This window comes from Priestia aryabhattai B8W22, from assembly GCF_000956595.1.
Lineage (GTDB): Bacteria > Bacillota > Bacilli > Bacillales > Bacillaceae_H > Priestia > Priestia aryabhattai.
Genome location: NZ_JYOO01000017.1, coordinates 18,020 through 34,712, shown reverse-complemented (window position 1 = coordinate 34,712; position 16,693 = coordinate 18,020). Strand labels below are relative to the sequence as shown.

Sequence of the window (16,693 nt, the reverse complement as noted above, 5' to 3'; positions counted from 1 at the left end):
AAAGAAAGCTCAATTTTGAGCTTTCTTTTTATGTGTTAATGCATAAAAGTCATTTCTTTTAAAGGCCAGTATTTCATGTTGACTTCTCCCATGATTGAAGAGATAGGAGTAAGGCCAAAATGCCTTCCATCTCGGCTGATACGTCTGTTGTCACCTAGCACTAATACGTATCCGTCCGGTATCGTGCCGTCTGGAGACAGTTCGTACGTTGAAAAATTTTCGGTGAATCGCTCGTAAACGGGCACTTTGGATAAATATTTATGAAGATGCGGCTCTTTTTTGACCTTATTATTTATATACAGAACATCATCTTTGTATTCGACCGTTTCTCCTGGTAAGCCCACAATGCGCTTTACTAGAAAATCACTGCTGTAGGGAGCTTGCAAAACGACAATGTCAAAGCGCTCCAGCTTGCTGTGTTTGTTAATAATAATTCGATTGCCTTCGTGCAAAATAGGCTTCATAGAATCGCCTTTTACAGTGTAGGGCTGAAACCAATAGTGCTGAACGACCACAGAAAGCAAAACAGTGCCGAGGATGACGCTTGTGTATGTAAGAATTTCACGCTTTAGTTTTTTATTGACCATAATGGATGAACACCTTCTTAACGGTAAGACTGTCAATTTAAGTTTTTCATAGAGATATAACAGTGTTGATTGTACCATTCAGAACTAAAGTTTTCCATATCTATCTATTTATGCGTGTATCGCGAAAATATGCTTGGCGGAACAAAAAATGAAAAGAGCCGTTATTCTTTAAAATAACGGCTCTTTTTTATTATAACTGAGCGCGCTCAGTTCGAGTAACTGGTTGATTCGGCTCTTCTTCCAAAACAGGCTCAACAGACTTATGCTGCTTGATTTCTTCTTCCAGTTCAGCAATTCGCTTGTTTTTCTGTTTCACTTGTCCTCTTAGTTGAACAATTTTTACAAAGCTCAATGAAGCAGCAACAACTCCTCCAAACACAGCCGTTGTTAAGATGATTAAAATAAGAGGCCATTTTTGTGAACCAAATACATAGTTAAATTGTACAGGATCGTTGTTAATTACAGCTAAAACAGCAATGATAAGAGCAAATATAAGTCCTAAAATAAAAAAGCTCTGTCCTTTCATAAGCTGCACTTCCTTTCTTTACATGGTCATTACAACTTTTGTAGCGTAACCACTCGTCTTAAGTGTTTGCTATCTTGCTTATAGGTATACGTATCCACATTTAAACAAAATCAAACATTTTCTTGATTATATATATCTTTCTTTTAAAACACAATATATCGATTGATGTAGAAACTTTGACATGTCCAAAGACCCGGTCTGTCGAATTTTTGGAATAAAGAGCTCGCGTATCCTTTTTTGCTTAAGCAGATTAAGCAGAGGGAGAGACTTTCATTCCTAAAGACGAACAAATGAGATACATGAGCTGAACCGCTTATGACACCGCAGTTGATTTCCATGCAAGGCTTCGCTTTCCGCGGGCGGCCGCTGAGCCTCCTCGTCGCTTGCGCTCCTGCGGGGTCTCATCTGTTACGCTTTTCCCGCAGGAGTCTTTGCCTTGCCCTTCAATCAACTGCTAGAAGGACGAAACAGATGAAGCTGTATTCGTTTTTCACTTGGGCTAAGATACTGTTGTCCCAGCCTCACTTTTATTAAAGAGTTTATATAAACGCAAGCTGAGACTTTAGCTTAATTGCATTAAATTATTTCATTATCTATCACCTGGAGCAGGGTGGTCTACGCCTTTGACATGATGCCGATGCTGGTTGTCTTCGCTGGTGTAAAAGTCATAATAGTGAACATGCATACCGTTGCCAATGGGAATAGCGGGACCAGAGTAGGCTTTGTAATGATGTGTATGTCCGTCTTCAAACACAACATAGCCTTCTGTATAGTGAATGTGGCTTCCATCCTCGCTTTGAATTGGAGGAGACGTTACATCGAGGCACTGATGGACATGTCCTGATGCAACAGAAGTGTAGTCCACTGAGCCATGATTGTGATGAGGAACAAACCCTGAAATAAAATCATCCTTGCCTATTTTTTTCATTTTACTTCCCCCTACAAATTCAATTTTAAAAAACTGTTTAAGTAAATTCTTTAAATAGGAATCTGAATTTCTCTTTTTAGTTAAATTCAAAAATACATGCTATTGATATGAACAAAGAAAAATAAATATGACTTTTGATAATCAGGATTTATAAAATGGGTAGTTTTCCTGTGTGTTTGCCGTTTCTACTTGATAACTTTCACATATATTTATTAAGGAAGGACAAGTTATTATAAGAGAGGAAGTCAGCATAATGAGTTGGGAAAATAAAAAGAGTTTATGTCAGGAGTTTGCGAGAATTTTAGGTGGACAAGGCAGTTTAGATGAAAATGGCGTTTGTTTGGTACAAAAGTTTCGTACTATTCGTTTTAAAATTTTAGGGCGTCCAACACGCTCTCCATTAGTTACTCCTCAATTTTTTACTTTTGAAGATTTAGATAGTAAAGGAAGAGCACTGAATCTAGGTGAAACCGTGCTTTTGCAAGAAGAAGTAAATCCATTATTAACGGAGCTTAGAAAAAGAGATATTAAGGTTACGGCCGTTCACAACCATTGGCTATTTGAAGAGCCGAGAGCAATGTATATGCACTTTGAATCTGTAGAGCCACCGTTAGATTTTGCACGAAAAGTAAGAGAAGCGTTTAGAGTATTAAAAGGGTAAAAATCAGCTTTATATAAAATCAGTTTAGTCTTACTTACTGCTTTTAAAATTAGATTAATAAACCTTTAAACATGTATATTATATATTTGTTTATAAGATGCAATTGAATGAAGCTATCAGGTTAACTAATTTTTGAGCAGTGAGACTCTTAAAAATAAAAAAAGCACGCGTTCGCCGCGTGCTTTTTTTATGTATAAACTTAAAATGCGTTTAGGGTGTTATCGCTTAACCACTGTTTGCGTTCAGCTGCATCTTCGAATAATTCATCTGCATTTGTAAATTGAGAAGCAATGACATATTCAATTGTTGCAAGAGGAGCTGTTAGCAAACGCCAGTTTAATACGATTGTATTATCTTGAGTCGTAGCATATTCTTCACCTAACTCGTCCCATTTAACAGATTCAGGAGCATTGTCTGCTGCTTTTTTAACAGATTTCAAAGCTTCTTGGAATTTTTCACCTGCGCGGCCTTGGTACCATTCTGTTAATAGTTGTCCAATACCTTCATTTGTTTGCTGCTCGTTCCAGCTTTCAGGTACTGTAGCAATGAATTTTGCACGGAATGTCATTTCAGCTTTTGCTACATCTCCACGAACGATGTTTAAGCGGTATTGACGCCCTAGGTAAGGGAATTTGTCTCCTTCTTCAAAAGAACCAGTTTTAGCTGCAGAAGCTGCTGCTTTAGGAGCCTCTTTTTTAGCTGTTTCTTTTTTTACTGCTTCTGTCTTTGGAGCAGCCGGCTTTTCCTCAGCTGGTTGTGAAACGTTTAGTTGTTTTAAAATCCATGTTGCTTTGCGTGCGATGATTGAACGCACATTGTTTTCATTAAGACCTCTTGGGATAATAACTTTTACCCCTTCTTTGTCACAAATTTGCACCGTGATATCGGTTCTATTTGGAACGACTTCAATTTTGTAGTCAATTGTTTGATTGCCTGTTTGATACGTATACATAAAATTTTTCGTACTCCTTTCTACAAATCTTCATTTTATAAGCAAAGGTAGAGTTTGGTCAAATGAAAGAATAATCAGACAGTTATCAACTGCTGTTGCAGCGCCTTGCAGAATGATATGTATTCCAATATTTAGTGGAAAAGCGCCAATAATAATTGTTTCAATTCTTCTTTAGTTTTTACAAAAAAATATAAAAATATGCCGATACTACTAATATAGATTAGACATTCTATGTCTTTAGATTGTATAGGGGATGAAAAAATGAAAAAAGCTTTTCAAAGTTTACGCATGAAAATGCTATGTATGATTGCAGCCATGATGGCCATAACATCTACTGTAATTGAAGTAACAAATTATTATCTTATTGTGAAACAAGAGCAAGCAGCTTCGATTACGCTAGTGATTACATTTCTGTTTGTTTCTTTTACAACTACCGTGTTCTATTTTATCATACGTCGCTACATAATTGCGGTTGAAAATTTGTCAAAAACAATGAAAGGGATTTCAAACGGTGATTTATCTGTAGATGTTGTTCCTTTGAAAGAGAAAAATGAGATTAGTACACTCATATCTTCATTTAATGAAATGATGACTCACATGAGAACGCTGCGTCAGAAAATAAGTAAAACAACGAGCACGGTCAGTCATTCCTCAGAGCAATTGCTTGCAAGCATGGAGGAAACAAAAACAGCTGTAACAGAAGTTACGATGTCTATTCAAGAAATTGCTGCGGGTTCTGATAAGCAGTTGTTAAGTGTGGTTGAAACCGAGCAAGCTATGGTGGATATGGCCAAGCTGCTTCAGAAAATGACTGATCATTCTTCAAAGGTACAACAATCGATGAACAGAGCCTCTGAACATGCTTCTACCGGAAATGTTGCGGTGAAAGAGGTGACGGATCAAATGAATAAAATCTATGAAACAGTTAAGATATCCACTAGTGAAGTAAAGGGGCTCGAAGACCGTTCCGCAGAAATTGGCCGCATTATTAATACAATTACAAGAATTGCTGAACAAACAAATCTTCTTGCACTTAATGCTGCTATTGAAGCTGCAAGGGCTGGAGAACATGGGAAAGGTTTTGCTGTAGTAGCAGGGGAAGTACGTAAGCTAGCGGAAGAATCTAAAACGTCCGCTATACAAATCAGTCATCTGTTAAAAGAAATTGAAGCACAGGCAAAGCTGGCTTATCAAAACATGGAAATCAATACGGAAGAAGTCACGCTTGGTATTTCCACTGTCGAAGATGTAACGCAACAGTTTTCCACAATTATGGAAGATGTCTTTGCCGCTCAAGAACAAATGAACAAAATGACAAAGGCAACAGGAGAAATTGATGGGTATTCGTTCAAGGTAATGGAGTCTGTCATGGCCCTTTCGGAGGTTGCTAAACAAGCAGCTGCTTACGCTGAAGAAGTAGCTGCGGCTTCACAAGAGGAGTTAGCATCTATAGAAGAACTTGTGACGTTGGCCGCTAATTTAAAATCTACGGTAAGTGAGTCCTGAAGTCTATCTTGATATGTACGTAATACGCGCAGTTTTCTACGTGTATTTGTTTTATTTATACCCTTTATAGAAAACGATAAATAGAATTGACACGTTATAAAAGCAGCTGTATAGTGAGTACGCAAGGCGGCAGTCTGTCTTTTTTAATTCTTAGTAAACTTATAAGTTAAATAAAATATTTAAGCACTACATAAGGAGACGAAGAGATGAAAAATGAATTCCGTTTGGCAACAAATGAAGACGCAGATAGCTTATTGAACTTAACTCTACAAGCATATAAGCCTATTCGAGAGCTAGGCATTCCTTTCTTAGCAGCTACTGCTGATCTTGCTCTCGTTAAGAAAAATATTTCTCAAAACCTTTGCTATGTATATGAAGAAGAGAAAAGAATCGCTGCTACTGTGTCGATACGAATGCCTTGGGAGAACATCCAGGTCTGTTTGCTGTTCCGCATCTTTGGTGGTTTGCAGTAGACCCGTCGTTTGCCAGGCAAGGCGTTGGATCTAAGCTGCTGCGTCTAGTAGAGGAAGAGGTAATAAAAAATACGTTTAAATCACCAGGTGTGTCTTTAGGAACAGCAAAAGAACATCCTTGGTTAGTTGAAATGTATGAACGAAAAGGATATGTTCAAGCTAAAGAAAAGCACCTTGCAGAAGACTATACGACCGTATTTCTTTATAAAAAACTCAATGAGGTACCCTCTTTATCGTAAAAGATAGAGAAGTTCTCCAAATTAAGAAATGTGAAAGAGTGATAAATATGACAGATCAATTACTACTAAATACGCTGATAGACATACGCCGTGAGCTGCACCGGTTTCCAGAGCTTTCAATGAAAGAATATGAAACAACTAAACGTATTAAAAAGTGGTTAAAGCACTATGATATTTCTATAGCAGATGTATTCCAATTAGACGTAGGAGCAGTAGCGGAAATCGCGGGAGGAAAGCCGGGACCTACTATCGCAATTCGAGCTGATATTGATGCGCTGCCAATTGAAGAAAAAACCAATCTGCCATTTGCATCTAAAGTAAACGGTGTTATGCACGCATGCGGCCATGATTTTCATACGGCTTCTATAATCGGAGCAGCCATTCTTCTTAAAGAACGTCAGCAGGAGCTTTGCGGTACGGTTCGATTTATCTTTCAACCGGCCGAAGAAACGGCTTCCGGGGCAAAAATGCTAGTTGAAAAAGGTGTGCTCGACGGAGTAGAAGCGATATTTGGGATGCATAACAAACCGGATCTTCCTGTAGGAACCATTGGTATCAAATCGGGACCTTTAATGGCAAGTGTTGATCGTTTTGAAATTGACGTCAAAGGAGTAGGAGGTCACGCGGGTATTCCAGAAAAAACAGTAGATCCGATTGCTGCTGCTGGTCAAATCGTGACTAGTTTACAAACCATTGTCAGCCGTAATCTCAGCCCATTTCAAAATGTTGTTGTCAGCATAACTCAAATTCATGGAGGGAGCTCGTGGAACGTCATTCCTGACAAAGTAACGCTTGAAGGAACGGTGCGTACCTTTCAAGAAGAAGCGAGAGAAAAAATACCGGCTCTTATGAAACGAACTGCTGAAGGGATTGGAGCAGCTTTCGGGGCTTCAGTAGACGTTAAATGGTATCCATATCTTCCTGTAGTAAACAATGATGATACGCTGGAAAAACTGGCTATTAACGCTGCAGAGGATCTTAGTTATCAAGTCGTAGAAGCTGAACAATCGCCTGGAGGAGAAGATTTTGCCGTATATCAGCAGCATGTACCAGGATTTTTTGTATGGATGGGTACAGCTGGAGAATATGAATGGCACCATCCTTCTTTTTCATTAAATGAAGAGGCGTTACTTGTAGCAGCTTCTTATTTTGCTAATCTAAGTTTTCATTTTTTGAATTCATTCCATTACCCGAAAAATTAAAATATTTTTATTTTTCTATTTACGCGGATGAAATTGTTTGATAAAATAAATTTTAAATTAAAAAGTTATCACGAGTGGACGAGAGATCTGGCTCTTTGACTCCACAGCAACCTACGAATGTAAGGTGCTCCTACCAGCAAAGCATGTGCTTTGGGTGATAAAACGGGTGAAAAACTCATTTTGCATCAAAGCAAAATGAGTTTTTTTTATTTTTCTAAAAGGAGAGGGTTTTATGAGTCATACAGCAGTAGCAGCACATACAGGAGAGAAAGCATTAAAGGAAGCCGTGAAATTATTAGGAAAGCATTATGAAGTAGCTTATCGTGAATTAGAAACATTTTACGAAATTGTGGTCGAAAACCAAGTTCGTACATATGCTGTAGGCATAGATATTAAAGATGTACAAAAAGCAAATGAACTAGAAATTTATTCATCATGCTGTTCCAAGCTTGAGCGAGTAGGCTGTCTGTTATAGAAGTCTTCTCGCGCCTCTATTTTTAAAGTGTTTTTAAATAGAAAGCATGTTTTTTGACAATCGAAGAATCTGGTGGGTATAATCATTACTCACTAAGTTTTAAAATTAATCATAAATTGTCGAAATTTTTACACAAATTAAAGGTTACATTCGAAATGAATTGTGGTATGTTATAAAACAAGAATATTTTATGAAAGGAGCATTGAAATGGAAATGTCTCTTGAACATGGGAACGATGCAGGAAGCGAACAGCTTATTGATCGTATCCTAGACTTTTTAGAAGATGACGAAAAGTAAAAAAAGAGTGTGCGGTGCTAGCCCTAGCCGCGCACTCTTTTTTTATCATGTGCGTCAAGGCAGCGCATACTATGATACATAGGGATAGAATGAAAGGGTCTCTGTCAAAGGGATTGACGAATCGTTTTGTTTGATGGAAAATTTAGAAAAAGGAAAGAGATGAAGGGTATGTCGAACAAAACATCTTTGTATCAAACAAAAGAACAGTTAAAGAAGCTTGTAAGCGAATTGGTTTCTATACCTAGCGTGACAGGAACGATGGCAGAAGTGGAAATGGCTGAATCGATAGCGTCTTATTTATTGAAGCTGCCTTACTTTCACAAAAACGAGCAAGTCGAGCTTCATTCAACAGGAGATGGGCGATCGATTGTCACAGCTTTTGTTGAAGGGAAAAATAAGAATAAAACAGTTGTATTAGTAAGTCATTACGATGTAGTGGATGTACAAGATTATGGACAGTGGAAAAAGGATGCTTTTCACGCTGATACGTTAACGAGTACTTTTTATAACCATATGGAACAAGTTCCGGCGCACGTACAAAAAGATATGATAAAAGGAGACTGGCTTTTTGGCCGAGGAACGATGGACATGAAAGCAGGCATTGCCCTGCATATCAGTATGATTGAACGAGCATGCAACGGGGAGTTTGACGGAAACATCCTGCTGCTGTCAGTGCCAGATGAAGAAGTAAATTCGCTCGGAATGAGAAAAGCAGTGCCTGTTCTTTTAGAACTTGCGCGCAAACATCAGCTGGATTTTTCTCTCATGCTAAATGCAGAACCAGTGTTCAGCCGCTATCCTGGAGATCAAACGAATTATGTGTACTCAGGATCGATTGGCAAGATCATGCCAAGCTTCTTGTGTTATGGAAAAGAAACTCACGTAGGGGAACCGCTAGCTGGTTTGAATGCTAATTTACTAGCTTCTTATTTAACAAAAGAAATAGAATTAAACGTTGATTTTTGCGAAAAAGTAAGAGATGAAACGAGTCCACCTCCTACGGTGCTGATACAAAAAGATTTAAAAGAAGAGTATTCAGTTCAAGTTCCGCACTCTGCCGTTGTATTGTTTAATTTATTTATGTTAAACCGCTCTCTTAAAGAGGTGACAGATCTGCTGTTGAAATCGGCTCACAAAGCGGCTTTGAATGTAAAAAAACATTATAATAAAGCCGCTAGGCAGTATGCTGCGGGAATGGAGGGTTCATCTCTTGAAGTGAACGTATGGACGTATGAAGAACTTTATACTCATGCAGTCAAACAGCACGGTGAAAAATATGTGCAAGAAATGGAAGAAGCACTTTTGGCACAAGAAGATGATGACAGAAATAAAACCATTAAATTAGTAAACACTTTAGCTGGTTTATGTAAAGAAGCAGCTCCGATGATGGTCTTATTTTTTACCCCGCCTTTTTATCCGGCCGTTTGTTCACATGATGATCCGTTTGTACAAGGGATTTTGTCAAACGTACAGGAAACTGCCAAAGAGCAATTTCAGGTGGAGCTAGTTGAACAAAGTTATTTTGGGGGAATTTCGGATTTAAGCTATGCCAGCCTGCAGCATCCGCTTCATACATTTAACACGTTAGTAGCAAACATGCCGCTATGGAATAAAGGGTATCATATCCCGCTAGAAGAGCTAGAGGAGCTGAAGATGCCGGTGCTGAATATTGGACCGCTGGGAAGAGATGCGCACCAATGGACCGAAAGATTAGACGTTCAGTATTCCTTTGAAATTTTGCCTCACTTCATTTATCAAGCTATAAAAGAAGCACAGAAATAAACATCCGCTTGCGGATGTTTATTTGTTGAATTTAAAAGAAGCTCCTTGTACGGTAATTTGTTGCGATGTTAGAGCGTGATCCAATTCAACCAAAAATGGACGTTCTCCAACTTTTTTTAATGTATCATGGACAACGCCATGTGTTCCGCTACAAAAGATAAGGTTTCCTCCATTGATATATAGTTTTTGGCAACGTGCATCAAGTAAAGAGTCTTTGTAGCTTTCGCCAGACTGAACGCCCAGCAGTTTCGTCCACTTGCTGATGGATTTTTCGAGGTTATGTACAGCACAGTAAATATTTTTTAGCTGCAGCTGACCAGCTTGGTGGGAAGAAAGAGCAGCTAGCTTTGGTTTGCGTTTTTCTTCTGGTTCACCCCATTCAATAAAAAAAGGAAGAGGCAAGGAATCGTGGTCAGCTTCAATAAAACACATTTTCCATTGAAGTTTTTCTCCATCAGTGGTTTGACGAGAACCCGCTACAGGACCTTTTACAGCGTAGCTTTTGCTTTGCAGCTCTTTTATCAGCAAATCCATATCATCTGTACGAAGGGCAAATCGGCCAAAATGACCAAACGGCGTATGTTCGTTAACAAGCTGCTGAATAAGATCATTATCTGTAACTGTTTGAGCTAATGCGATATCTCTGAGTCCAAGCCACTCAATATAGCTCAGCTGAAAATATGCCAACGTGTTAAAAGTACCCCATTTTTCATGGGTACCGCCTTTAATAACATTTATTCCGTATTCGTTTAGTTCTTTCTGAGCTTTGATAGGATCAGGTGAAAAATGAACAAGGTGATCAAAAGATAGGCGCATGGATAGTCCTCCTTTTAAGAGAGAGTCTTTCCTATTATTATACTTTGTTTTCTCCTTCAAGAAGAATGAAACGAATAATTATGTAAAATAAAAAAAACAGAAATCGTTAAAAAAAGCAAGCCGCGTATGTTTTAAACTCGACTTGCTTTAGATTTATTTAGCGGCGACAGCCATGCCCTTTAAAGCAGCAGCCAAATGATTTATTAAACCATGGATATGAGCAGCAAGGTGAACCGCAGCGACAGCGGCGACGGCTAGAACGGCGAGTAGAACGACGAGTAGAACGGCGAGTAGTGCGGCGAGTAGAACGGCGAGTAGTGCGGCGAGTAGAACGACGAGTAGAACGGCGAGTAGTGCGGCGAGTAGAACGGCGAGTAGTGCGGCGAGTAGTGCGGCGAGTAGAACGGCGAGTAGTGCGGCGAGTAGTGCGGCGAGTAGAACGGCGAGTAGTGCGGCGAGTAGAACGGCGAGTAGTGCGGCGAGTAGTGCGGCGAGTAGAACGGCGAGTAGTGCGGCGAGTAGAACGACGACGAGAGCGTCTGTGAAGAGCAGTTGGCTCTTGGTACATAAATGTTTCAAGCTCAGTAGAAGCAAGCGCTTCTGTTGCTTCTCTAATTCTTTCAGCAGTGATATGCATATAAACACCTCCTGGCTAATTCGGTACATAATACAATATGTACAAGGAAGGCGTTTGGATATAGTGAAAACATGGAATTTGTCTAAATTTGTGAAAGAAATGGAGTGTTCTTCATGCTTCAAACCCTCGAACATCAAAGAGTGGATATCGCTCTTCAAATAGTAGCTGTGCAAGTAGAAGCTTATCAAGAAGAAGCTAGGATCATTGGTTTTTCAGATATTCCTCAGCTTACAGAAAGCAAAGAGGATATTATGAAAAGCAAGGAAGTGTTTATCGGAGAAATAATTGAAGGTAAGCTAGCAGGCGTGCTGTCGTTTGAAAAAGAAAATGAGCGATTAACGATTTGCCGCCTCGTTGTGCGTCCTCGGTACTTTCGAAAAGGAATTGGAAGCCGTCTTTTAATACATGTATTTCAAAGATATTCAAAATGTGAATATATCGTGTCGACAGCCGAACGAAATACACCTGCTATTAAGCTGTACGAAGCTCATCGGTTTTCCATTATAAAACGCACTGCAGCTGCTGATAATCTTGTGTTAGTAACGATGAAAAGAGATTGAGACATAACGAAATCAATTCAATCTAAAGATGAACAAATGGGATACATGAAACCTACGTTTACCATACCAATGAAAAGATCCGAACGCGTTGGATTCTTTATCAAGAATCTCGATTCATCGTTCGGATCTTCCTTTAACTAAAATACTTCTGTACCAGCCTCTACGATGACAGTGTTTGCTCAGAATAATCTAGAGCTGTATGGCGCTGAATCAGCAGTAAAGCAGCTAAAGTGACAACTGCTCCTATAATAAAAGGCAGCGTCATATTGAGTTTAAAGGCAAATGCACCAAGCAGAGGGCCAAAAATACGCCCTAAGCTATCCATTGAAGCAGTTAGCCCAGAAGCAGAGCCATATCCTACTTTGGTTCTCATCGTAATTAAAGAGAGGACACAAGGACGAATAAGGGCATTTCCTGCTGTAAATATGCACAGAAATAAGGTAGCGTTAGCGGCACTAGAAGATAACAAAATAGACGTGAATCCTATTGCTGAAACCAACAAGCCAATGGCCATCAGCTTTTTTTCATTTCCTTTTTTAAATCGCTGCAGCACACCGCCTTGAATCAGCGCTTGAGTTAAACCGCTCGCCATAAACATCCATCCAATTGTCGTAGGAGTAGCATTAATTTTCGCTATTTGAAAAAATTGAAAAGTAGCTTCTAATCCAGCGAGCGTAAAAGTTGCTAAAAATGAAAGAACATATAAATACTTCATAGCTCCTTGAAAATCTGACGTGAAGTCATGCCATCTGGATGTCTGTACTTTGGCAGCAGATTCTTTTCGTAAAGATTCTTTTAACGTAAAGAATGAGAACGCTGTCATAATCAGTGACAAGATACCAGAGATAACGAAGGGAACAAACAAGCCGAAAGATGAAAGGACACCGCCTAATGCCGGTCCAAAAATAAAGCCTAAGCCAATCGACATTCCTAACAGTCCCATTGCTTTCGTGCGGTTTTCTTCATCTGTACTATCAGAAGCGTATGCAAAAGCACAAGGAATAACAGCTCCTGCAAACAAACCTCCGATGATGCGTGACGTATACATTAAAGTCAGAGAGTTTTCTGCCACCGAAAAAAGAAAAAAGCTTGCGCTAAAGCCAAGTAAGCCCCAAAGTAAGATGGGACGGCGGCCTTTTATATCGGAAAGCTTTCCCCAAAAAGGTGCGGTAATAAAAGATGCGATCGAATAGCTAGCCATGAGTATCCCTAAATTGACCGTGCTTGCACCCGTGGCACGAATAACTTCAGGTACGATGGGGATGATCACTCCGAAGCCGACAAATACCATAAAAATAACAAACATTAACGTTCCAAGCTGTTTGTTCATATGCAATTAAGCCCCTTTCTCTGTAGAACATGCCGTGAGTTTAGTATACCAAATACAAAGACGTTTTTTACGTATATTTGGTAAAAAGCGTTTTATTTACAAATGGATAACTATGTTAATATTTACCTGTTGCGCTGAAGCTGATACAATTAAAAAAAAGGGGCGTGAAGCGATTGCCAATATGGATTGTATTTGCTGGGGTTATAGGCGGTCTTTTAGGGTTTGGGGCGCTAGTGGATTATATAGCTAAAAAGAGAAGTATCGAGCTAGATCCAGAAGGAGGGATCAAGAATGCTTCTGACGCAGAACAAATCTATGTGGAAAATTATCTTTATTAAACAAAAGAAAATAACAATCACTTTCAATAAAAAAAGCTTGGAGACGAATCTCCAAGCTTTTTTAATGCGGTAAAAAGATGAGCTGATAGAGAAATAAAATAGCAAAGACATACACAAGCGGATGAACTTGTTTGCCTTTTCCCTTTACCAGCTTCATTAACGGATAAGAAATGAAGCCAAGGGCAATTCCTGTTGCAATACTGGATGTAAGAGGCATTGCTAGAACAACTAAAAAGGCAGGGAACGCTTCATCAAAGTCATTCCAATTAATTTTAGCTACAGCACCCATCATCAAGCTTCCGACAATAATTAATGCAGGTGAAGTAATAGCTGCTACGCCAGAAACCGAGCTTACAACCGGACTAAAGAATGCTGCAACAATAAATAGAATGGCTACCGTCACGCCCGTTAGACCTGTACGTCCGCCTGCTGCTACACCAGATGAAGATTCAACGTAAGCCGTTGTTGGGCTTGTACCAAATAAAGCTCCAATCGTTGTACCAAATGAGTCAGCAAGCAATGCTTGACGCACGCGAGGCATCTTATTACCTTTCATAAGACCGGCCTGTTGAGCTACACCTACCATTGTACCTGTTGTATCAAAAATCGTCACAAGTAAGAAAGAAAAAACAACTGTGTACAAATCATGGTGAATAACATCTCCAAAAGCAGCAAAAGGATTTGAGATCATTAAGCCGTCTGGAAGGTGAGGGGAAGCAAACAAACCTTTATCAAATGAAAGCTGTCCTCTAAAGAAAGCAATTAATCCGGTAATAATCATACCGAAGAATAAAGCGCCGTTTACATTTAGCGTATATAAAATGATTGTAATCGCAAGTCCGATCAGTGTTAAAACTACTTTTTCAGACTGCAAATCACCAAGTCCAATTAAATTTGATTTATTTGCAACAATAATACCGGCTGAACGAAGTCCGATAAAAGCAATAAATAAACCGATACCAGCACTGATCGCGTGCTTTAAATTGCTTGGAATAGCTTCAATTAATTTTTCACGAAATGATGTTAACGATAGGATGATAAAGATAATACCCGCTACGAATACAGCTGAAAAAGCAGTAGCATAGTCGATACTTCCATTTGAACCAACCACTAAAGCAGCAAAGTATGCGTTCATTCCCATACCGGGAGCAATAGCAATTGGATAGTTAGCTGCAAGAGCCATCCATAGCGTAGCTACGACTGCTGAAATAATAGTAGCTGTAAATACTTGATCAAAAGGAACGCCGGCGCTGGACAAAATAACTGGGTTTACAATGACGATATAAATCATGGTTAAAAACGTTGTAATACCAGCTAAAATCTCCGTTTTAGCATCCGTGTTATATTCTTTTAACTTAAACATAAGTAACCTCCAAAAATAACGAACATTAAAAGCAACATGATATATAATATTCGTTTTTTACTTGAAATGCAATAGATTTGCATATAAAAAATCAAAAACTAAAAAAGTGACGATAAAAGAGCTAAAACAAGTGTGAAATATTTCTTTTTTTCGGTGCTTTTTATAGTGTGCGCGTATAGAAGAGGCTCATACGAAAAAAAGCCGCTTGGGCTATAGCGGCTATGTTGCTTGTTTTGAGGTAACGACTATCGGAAATTTTATTTTAATGGAAAGAGTTAAATCGTGATACGTATATTCCAAGCGTCCGTGGTAGTTAGAAACAAGTTCAGAAATGATCCACGTGCCAAGGCCTTCGTGGCGTTCTTTCTTTTCTGTCACATGAAAAGAAGTAAACAAGTGATCTTGACGCTCTCGTGATAAAGGAGCGGTAGAATTGCTGACTTCTAAAATGTAAATGCCACTTCGAATCATACTCGAAACGGTTATCTCTTTTTTCTCAGAAGAATGAGCAGCTTCTAAAGCATTATGCAGTAAATTCATGATGAGATTCATTTGGTCAAGGTGCTTTAAAGGTAGCTGTGATAACGGTGAATCTAATTGAACATTCATATGTATTCCCCACGTATGTGCTTGATTTTTGCTTTGATGTACAACAGAAGCTACGTGCGAATGTTCACCTTGAATATATGAATGGGTATCATTCAAAGCTTCAACGTAATCTTGAATATACTCTTGTGCCTGCTGTCTTTGATTTGTTTCTAGAAGATAGGATACGGCGCTGACATGTTTAATAAAATCATGTCTTTCAGCTCTTAATGCTTGAAAAAGCTCATTGTTTTTTTGAATTTCACGTGAAGCACTGCTTTCCCGGTTGGTTACGAATATGTATTGTTGATAAGACGAAAACATGTCGGTCATGCAACAAATCATTGCGATAACGGTTAGCCCAATACTAAAAGGTGAAGATAGGCTAAATAAAAGCAGGAAAAAAGACGTCAGTACGATTGCTTTTTTTATCGTTAGTGAAGGAGCCGTTTGATATTTCTTTCCCCATATAAAAAATGAACCAATTATAAAAGAACTAAATAGGAGATGTAAGCTAACAGGCAGGTCTTTAAAAAAGAGGAGCACGAAAACAGTTAGTAAAACTAGTGTGTAAAATAGTTTCATTTTAAATAGTTCCTCCTTTAAAAGTATTCTTTTTGCAAGATGTCTAAATTTGTTTTCGTGATTAAAGCTGTTTTTTCGGTGCTTTGAAACATCACTGAGTATGAGTGCTTAGTATACAGGGAGAAATTTTGAATATAGGAAATATTGATAATAAAAGCTCGATGAGACCTTAGAAAATGACTCGCTGTTAATTCTTTTTCAATTTCGTTTAACGATTGATACGTACTAAACTCTCCATTTGTCGTTATGATGGTGGTAGATCGACCCGTTCGTTCTGCAAATATAATATCTTGTTTGCTCAGCACTTGCATTTCGGTTTTTTGTTTTAAAATAAGCTTATCTCTTGTGTTATTTGATTGTTTTTTTTGATGAAAACGCTGAATGCCTTTTAACAGACGCTCTTTAGAATATGGCTTCATAATGTAGTCTAAAACGTTGAGTTCAAACGCATGAACGGCAAAGCCGCTGTGCCCAGTGACAAAGATGACTTGAATATTAAGCGCGTAAGCATTGATAAAGTTTGCAAGCTCATAACCTGATAGCTTCGGCATTTCAATATCTGTAATTAATAAATCAATTTCATTTTTTTTAATTTCGTTATAAGCTTCCTCCGCGCTGCTAGTCGAAAAAAGTATGTCTATATCATCTTCTCTTTCTAAAGAAATCCTCAATTTCTCTAAATCATATGAATGATCATCCACTAATCCTACCTTCATAAATAAAAACCCTCTTTGTTTCATTCTATTGGATATTACCACACTATTTTACCATGATTTACAAGATAGGAAGGACGTTTCGCGACATAAAAAACCCTCTTTATGACAAGATGGAAGATGCTGTATAAAAAATAA

General features: G+C 38.6%; 18 protein-coding genes, 1 pseudogene and 1 riboswitch. Of the genes and pseudogenes, 8 read left to right on the top strand and 11 right to left on the bottom strand.

Annotated elements, in window-relative coordinates:
• Positions 1-35: 35 nt before the first annotated feature.
• The 4 genes from lepB to N178_RS14460 all read right to left on the bottom strand — a co-directional run bounded on the left by lepB (position 36) and on the right by N178_RS14460 (position 2,041).
• Positions 36-587, bottom strand: a complete 552-nt coding sequence (gene lepB / locus N178_RS14470; RefSeq protein ID WP_045293047.1) for a signal peptidase I — start codon at positions 585-587, stop codon at positions 36-38.
• 190 nt (positions 588-777) lie between these two features.
• Entirely contained in the window at positions 778-1,113 is a 336-nt protein-coding gene (locus tag N178_RS14465) for a LapA family protein (protein WP_045293046.1), read from the bottom strand.
• A 313-nt stretch (positions 1,114-1,426) separates the two neighbouring features.
• Positions 1,427-1,564 carry a hypothetical protein gene (locus N178_RS26750; protein WP_160297359.1) on the bottom strand — a complete coding sequence of 46 codons (138 nt, stop codon included), beginning with the start codon at positions 1,562-1,564 and terminating at the stop codon, positions 1,427-1,429.
• Positions 1,565-1,702: 138 nt separating this feature from the next.
• Complete coding sequence (locus tag N178_RS14460; protein ID WP_013055902.1) at positions 1,703-2,041, bottom strand: YmaF family protein; 339 nt, start codon at positions 2,039-2,041, stop codon at positions 1,703-1,705.
• Positions 2,042-2,294: 253 nt separating this feature from the next.
• Here N178_RS14460 and N178_RS14455 point away from each other — a divergent pair, with 253 nt between their 5' ends.
• On the top strand, positions 2,295-2,702 hold the full coding sequence (locus N178_RS14455; RefSeq protein ID WP_016763340.1) for a DUF1259 domain-containing protein: 408 nt from the start codon (positions 2,295-2,297) through the stop codon (positions 2,700-2,702).
• 199 nt (positions 2,703-2,901) lie between these two features.
• Here the strand turns inward: N178_RS14455 and N178_RS14450 are convergent, their stop codons facing one another.
• Entirely contained in the window at positions 2,902-3,654 is a 753-nt protein-coding gene (locus tag N178_RS14450; protein WP_045293045.1) for a M48 family metallopeptidase, read from the bottom strand.
• 261 nt (positions 3,655-3,915) lie between these two features.
• Here N178_RS14450 and N178_RS14445 point away from each other — a divergent pair, with 261 nt between their 5' ends.
• The 5 genes and pseudogenes from N178_RS14445 to N178_RS14425 all read left to right on the top strand — a co-directional run bounded on the left by N178_RS14445 (position 3,916) and on the right by N178_RS14425 (position 9,628).
• On the top strand, positions 3,916-5,160 hold the full coding sequence (locus tag N178_RS14445; protein ID WP_045293044.1) for a methyl-accepting chemotaxis protein: 1,245 nt from the start codon (positions 3,916-3,918) through the stop codon (positions 5,158-5,160).
• Positions 5,161-5,366: 206 nt separating this feature from the next.
• Positions 5,367-5,872 (top strand): annotated as a pseudogene (locus N178_RS14440) (GNAT family N-acetyltransferase).
• A gap of 47 nt (positions 5,873-5,919) precedes the next feature.
• Positions 5,920-7,074, top strand: coding sequence for a M20 peptidase aminoacylase family protein (locus N178_RS14435; protein ID WP_045293043.1), 1,155 nt, complete (start codon positions 5,920-5,922; stop codon positions 7,072-7,074).
• A gap of 62 nt (positions 7,075-7,136) precedes the next feature.
• Positions 7,137-7,238, top strand: a riboswitch (SAM riboswitch).
• A 68-nt stretch (positions 7,239-7,306) separates the two neighbouring features.
• Positions 7,307-7,549, top strand: a complete 243-nt coding sequence (locus N178_RS14430; RefSeq protein WP_045293042.1) for a hypothetical protein — start codon at positions 7,307-7,309, stop codon at positions 7,547-7,549.
• Between the two features lie 465 nt (positions 7,550-8,014).
• Complete coding sequence (locus N178_RS14425) at positions 8,015-9,628, top strand: M20/M25/M40 family metallo-hydrolase (protein WP_045293041.1); 1,614 nt, start codon at positions 8,015-8,017, stop codon at positions 9,626-9,628.
• Positions 9,629-9,646: 18 nt separating this feature from the next.
• Here the strand turns inward: N178_RS14425 and N178_RS14420 are convergent, their stop codons facing one another.
• On the bottom strand, positions 9,647-10,444 hold the full coding sequence (locus N178_RS14420; RefSeq protein WP_045293040.1) for a VOC family protein: 798 nt from the start codon (positions 10,442-10,444) through the stop codon (positions 9,647-9,649).
• 157 nt (positions 10,445-10,601) lie between these two features.
• Positions 10,602-11,081, bottom strand: coding sequence for a CotG/ExsB N-terminal domain-containing protein (locus N178_RS25520; protein WP_080890189.1), 480 nt, complete (start codon positions 11,079-11,081; stop codon positions 10,602-10,604).
• A gap of 113 nt (positions 11,082-11,194) precedes the next feature.
• Between N178_RS25520 and N178_RS14410 the strand changes: the two genes are divergently transcribed.
• On the top strand, positions 11,195-11,641 hold the full coding sequence (locus N178_RS14410) for a GNAT family N-acetyltransferase (protein WP_045293039.1): 447 nt from the start codon (positions 11,195-11,197) through the stop codon (positions 11,639-11,641).
• A 160-nt stretch (positions 11,642-11,801) separates the two neighbouring features.
• Here N178_RS14410 and N178_RS14405 read toward each other — a convergent pair whose 3' ends face one another.
• Complete coding sequence (locus N178_RS14405) at positions 11,802-12,971, bottom strand: MFS transporter (protein WP_045293038.1); 1,170 nt, start codon at positions 12,969-12,971, stop codon at positions 11,802-11,804.
• Between the two features lie 173 nt (positions 12,972-13,144).
• Here N178_RS14405 and N178_RS27050 point away from each other — a divergent pair, with 173 nt between their 5' ends.
• The gene (locus tag N178_RS27050; protein WP_169746670.1) at positions 13,145-13,309 is read left to right on the top strand and encodes a hypothetical protein; all 165 of its coding nucleotides are present in this window, start codon (positions 13,145-13,147) and stop codon (positions 13,307-13,309) included.
• 61 nt (positions 13,310-13,370) lie between these two features.
• Here the strand turns inward: N178_RS27050 and N178_RS14400 are convergent, their stop codons facing one another.
• The 3 genes from N178_RS14400 to N178_RS14390 form a co-directional block, all read right to left on the bottom strand.
• Entirely contained in the window at positions 13,371-14,672 is a 1,302-nt protein-coding gene (locus tag N178_RS14400; protein ID WP_045293037.1) for an NCS2 family permease, read from the bottom strand.
• Between the two features lie 219 nt (positions 14,673-14,891).
• On the bottom strand, positions 14,892-15,842 hold the full coding sequence (locus N178_RS14395; protein ID WP_045293036.1) for a sensor histidine kinase: 951 nt from the start codon (positions 15,840-15,842) through the stop codon (positions 14,892-14,894).
• A gap of 17 nt (positions 15,843-15,859) precedes the next feature.
• On the bottom strand, positions 15,860-16,558 hold the full coding sequence (locus tag N178_RS14390) for a LytR/AlgR family response regulator transcription factor (RefSeq protein ID WP_045293034.1): 699 nt from the start codon (positions 16,556-16,558) through the stop codon (positions 15,860-15,862).
• Positions 16,559-16,693 lie beyond the last annotated feature (135 nt).

Coding starts and splice junctions, on each gene's coding strand:
- lepB (WP_045293047.1), bottom strand. CDS start 587: ATGGTCAATAAAAAACTAAAGCGTGAAATTCTTACATACACAAGCGTC.
- N178_RS14465 (WP_045293046.1), bottom strand. CDS start 1,113: ATGAAAGGACAGAGCTTTTTTATTTTAGGACTTATATTTGCTCTTATC.
- N178_RS14460 (WP_013055902.1), bottom strand. CDS start 2,041: ATGAAAAAAATAGGCAAGGATGATTTTATTTCAGGGTTTGTTCCTCAT.
- N178_RS14455 (WP_016763340.1), top strand. CDS start 2,295: ATGAGTTGGGAAAATAAAAAGAGTTTATGTCAGGAGTTTGCGAGAATT.
- N178_RS14450 (WP_045293045.1), bottom strand. CDS start 3,654: ATGTATACGTATCAAACAGGCAATCAAACAATTGACTACAAAATTGAA.
- N178_RS14445 (WP_045293044.1), top strand. CDS start 3,916: ATGAAAAAAGCTTTTCAAAGTTTACGCATGAAAATGCTATGTATGATT.
- N178_RS14435 (WP_045293043.1), top strand. CDS start 5,920: ATGACAGATCAATTACTACTAAATACGCTGATAGACATACGCCGTGAG.
- N178_RS14430 (WP_045293042.1), top strand. CDS start 7,307: ATGAGTCATACAGCAGTAGCAGCACATACAGGAGAGAAAGCATTAAAG.
- N178_RS14425 (WP_045293041.1), top strand. CDS start 8,015: ATGTCGAACAAAACATCTTTGTATCAAACAAAAGAACAGTTAAAGAAG.
- N178_RS14420 (WP_045293040.1), bottom strand. CDS start 10,444: ATGCGCCTATCTTTTGATCACCTTGTTCATTTTTCACCTGATCCTATC.
- N178_RS25520 (WP_080890189.1), bottom strand. CDS start 11,081: ATGCATATCACTGCTGAAAGAATTAGAGAAGCAACAGAAGCGCTTGCT.
- N178_RS14410 (WP_045293039.1), top strand. CDS start 11,195: ATGCTTCAAACCCTCGAACATCAAAGAGTGGATATCGCTCTTCAAATA.
- N178_RS14405 (WP_045293038.1), bottom strand. CDS start 12,971: ATGAACAAACAGCTTGGAACGTTAATGTTTGTTATTTTTATGGTATTT.
- N178_RS14400 (WP_045293037.1), bottom strand. CDS start 14,672: ATGTTTAAGTTAAAAGAATATAACACGGATGCTAAAACGGAGATTTTA.
- N178_RS14395 (WP_045293036.1), bottom strand. CDS start 15,842: ATGAAACTATTTTACACACTAGTTTTACTAACTGTTTTCGTGCTCCTC.
- N178_RS14390 (WP_045293034.1), bottom strand. CDS start 16,558: ATGAAGGTAGGATTAGTGGATGATCATTCATATGATTTAGAGAAATTG.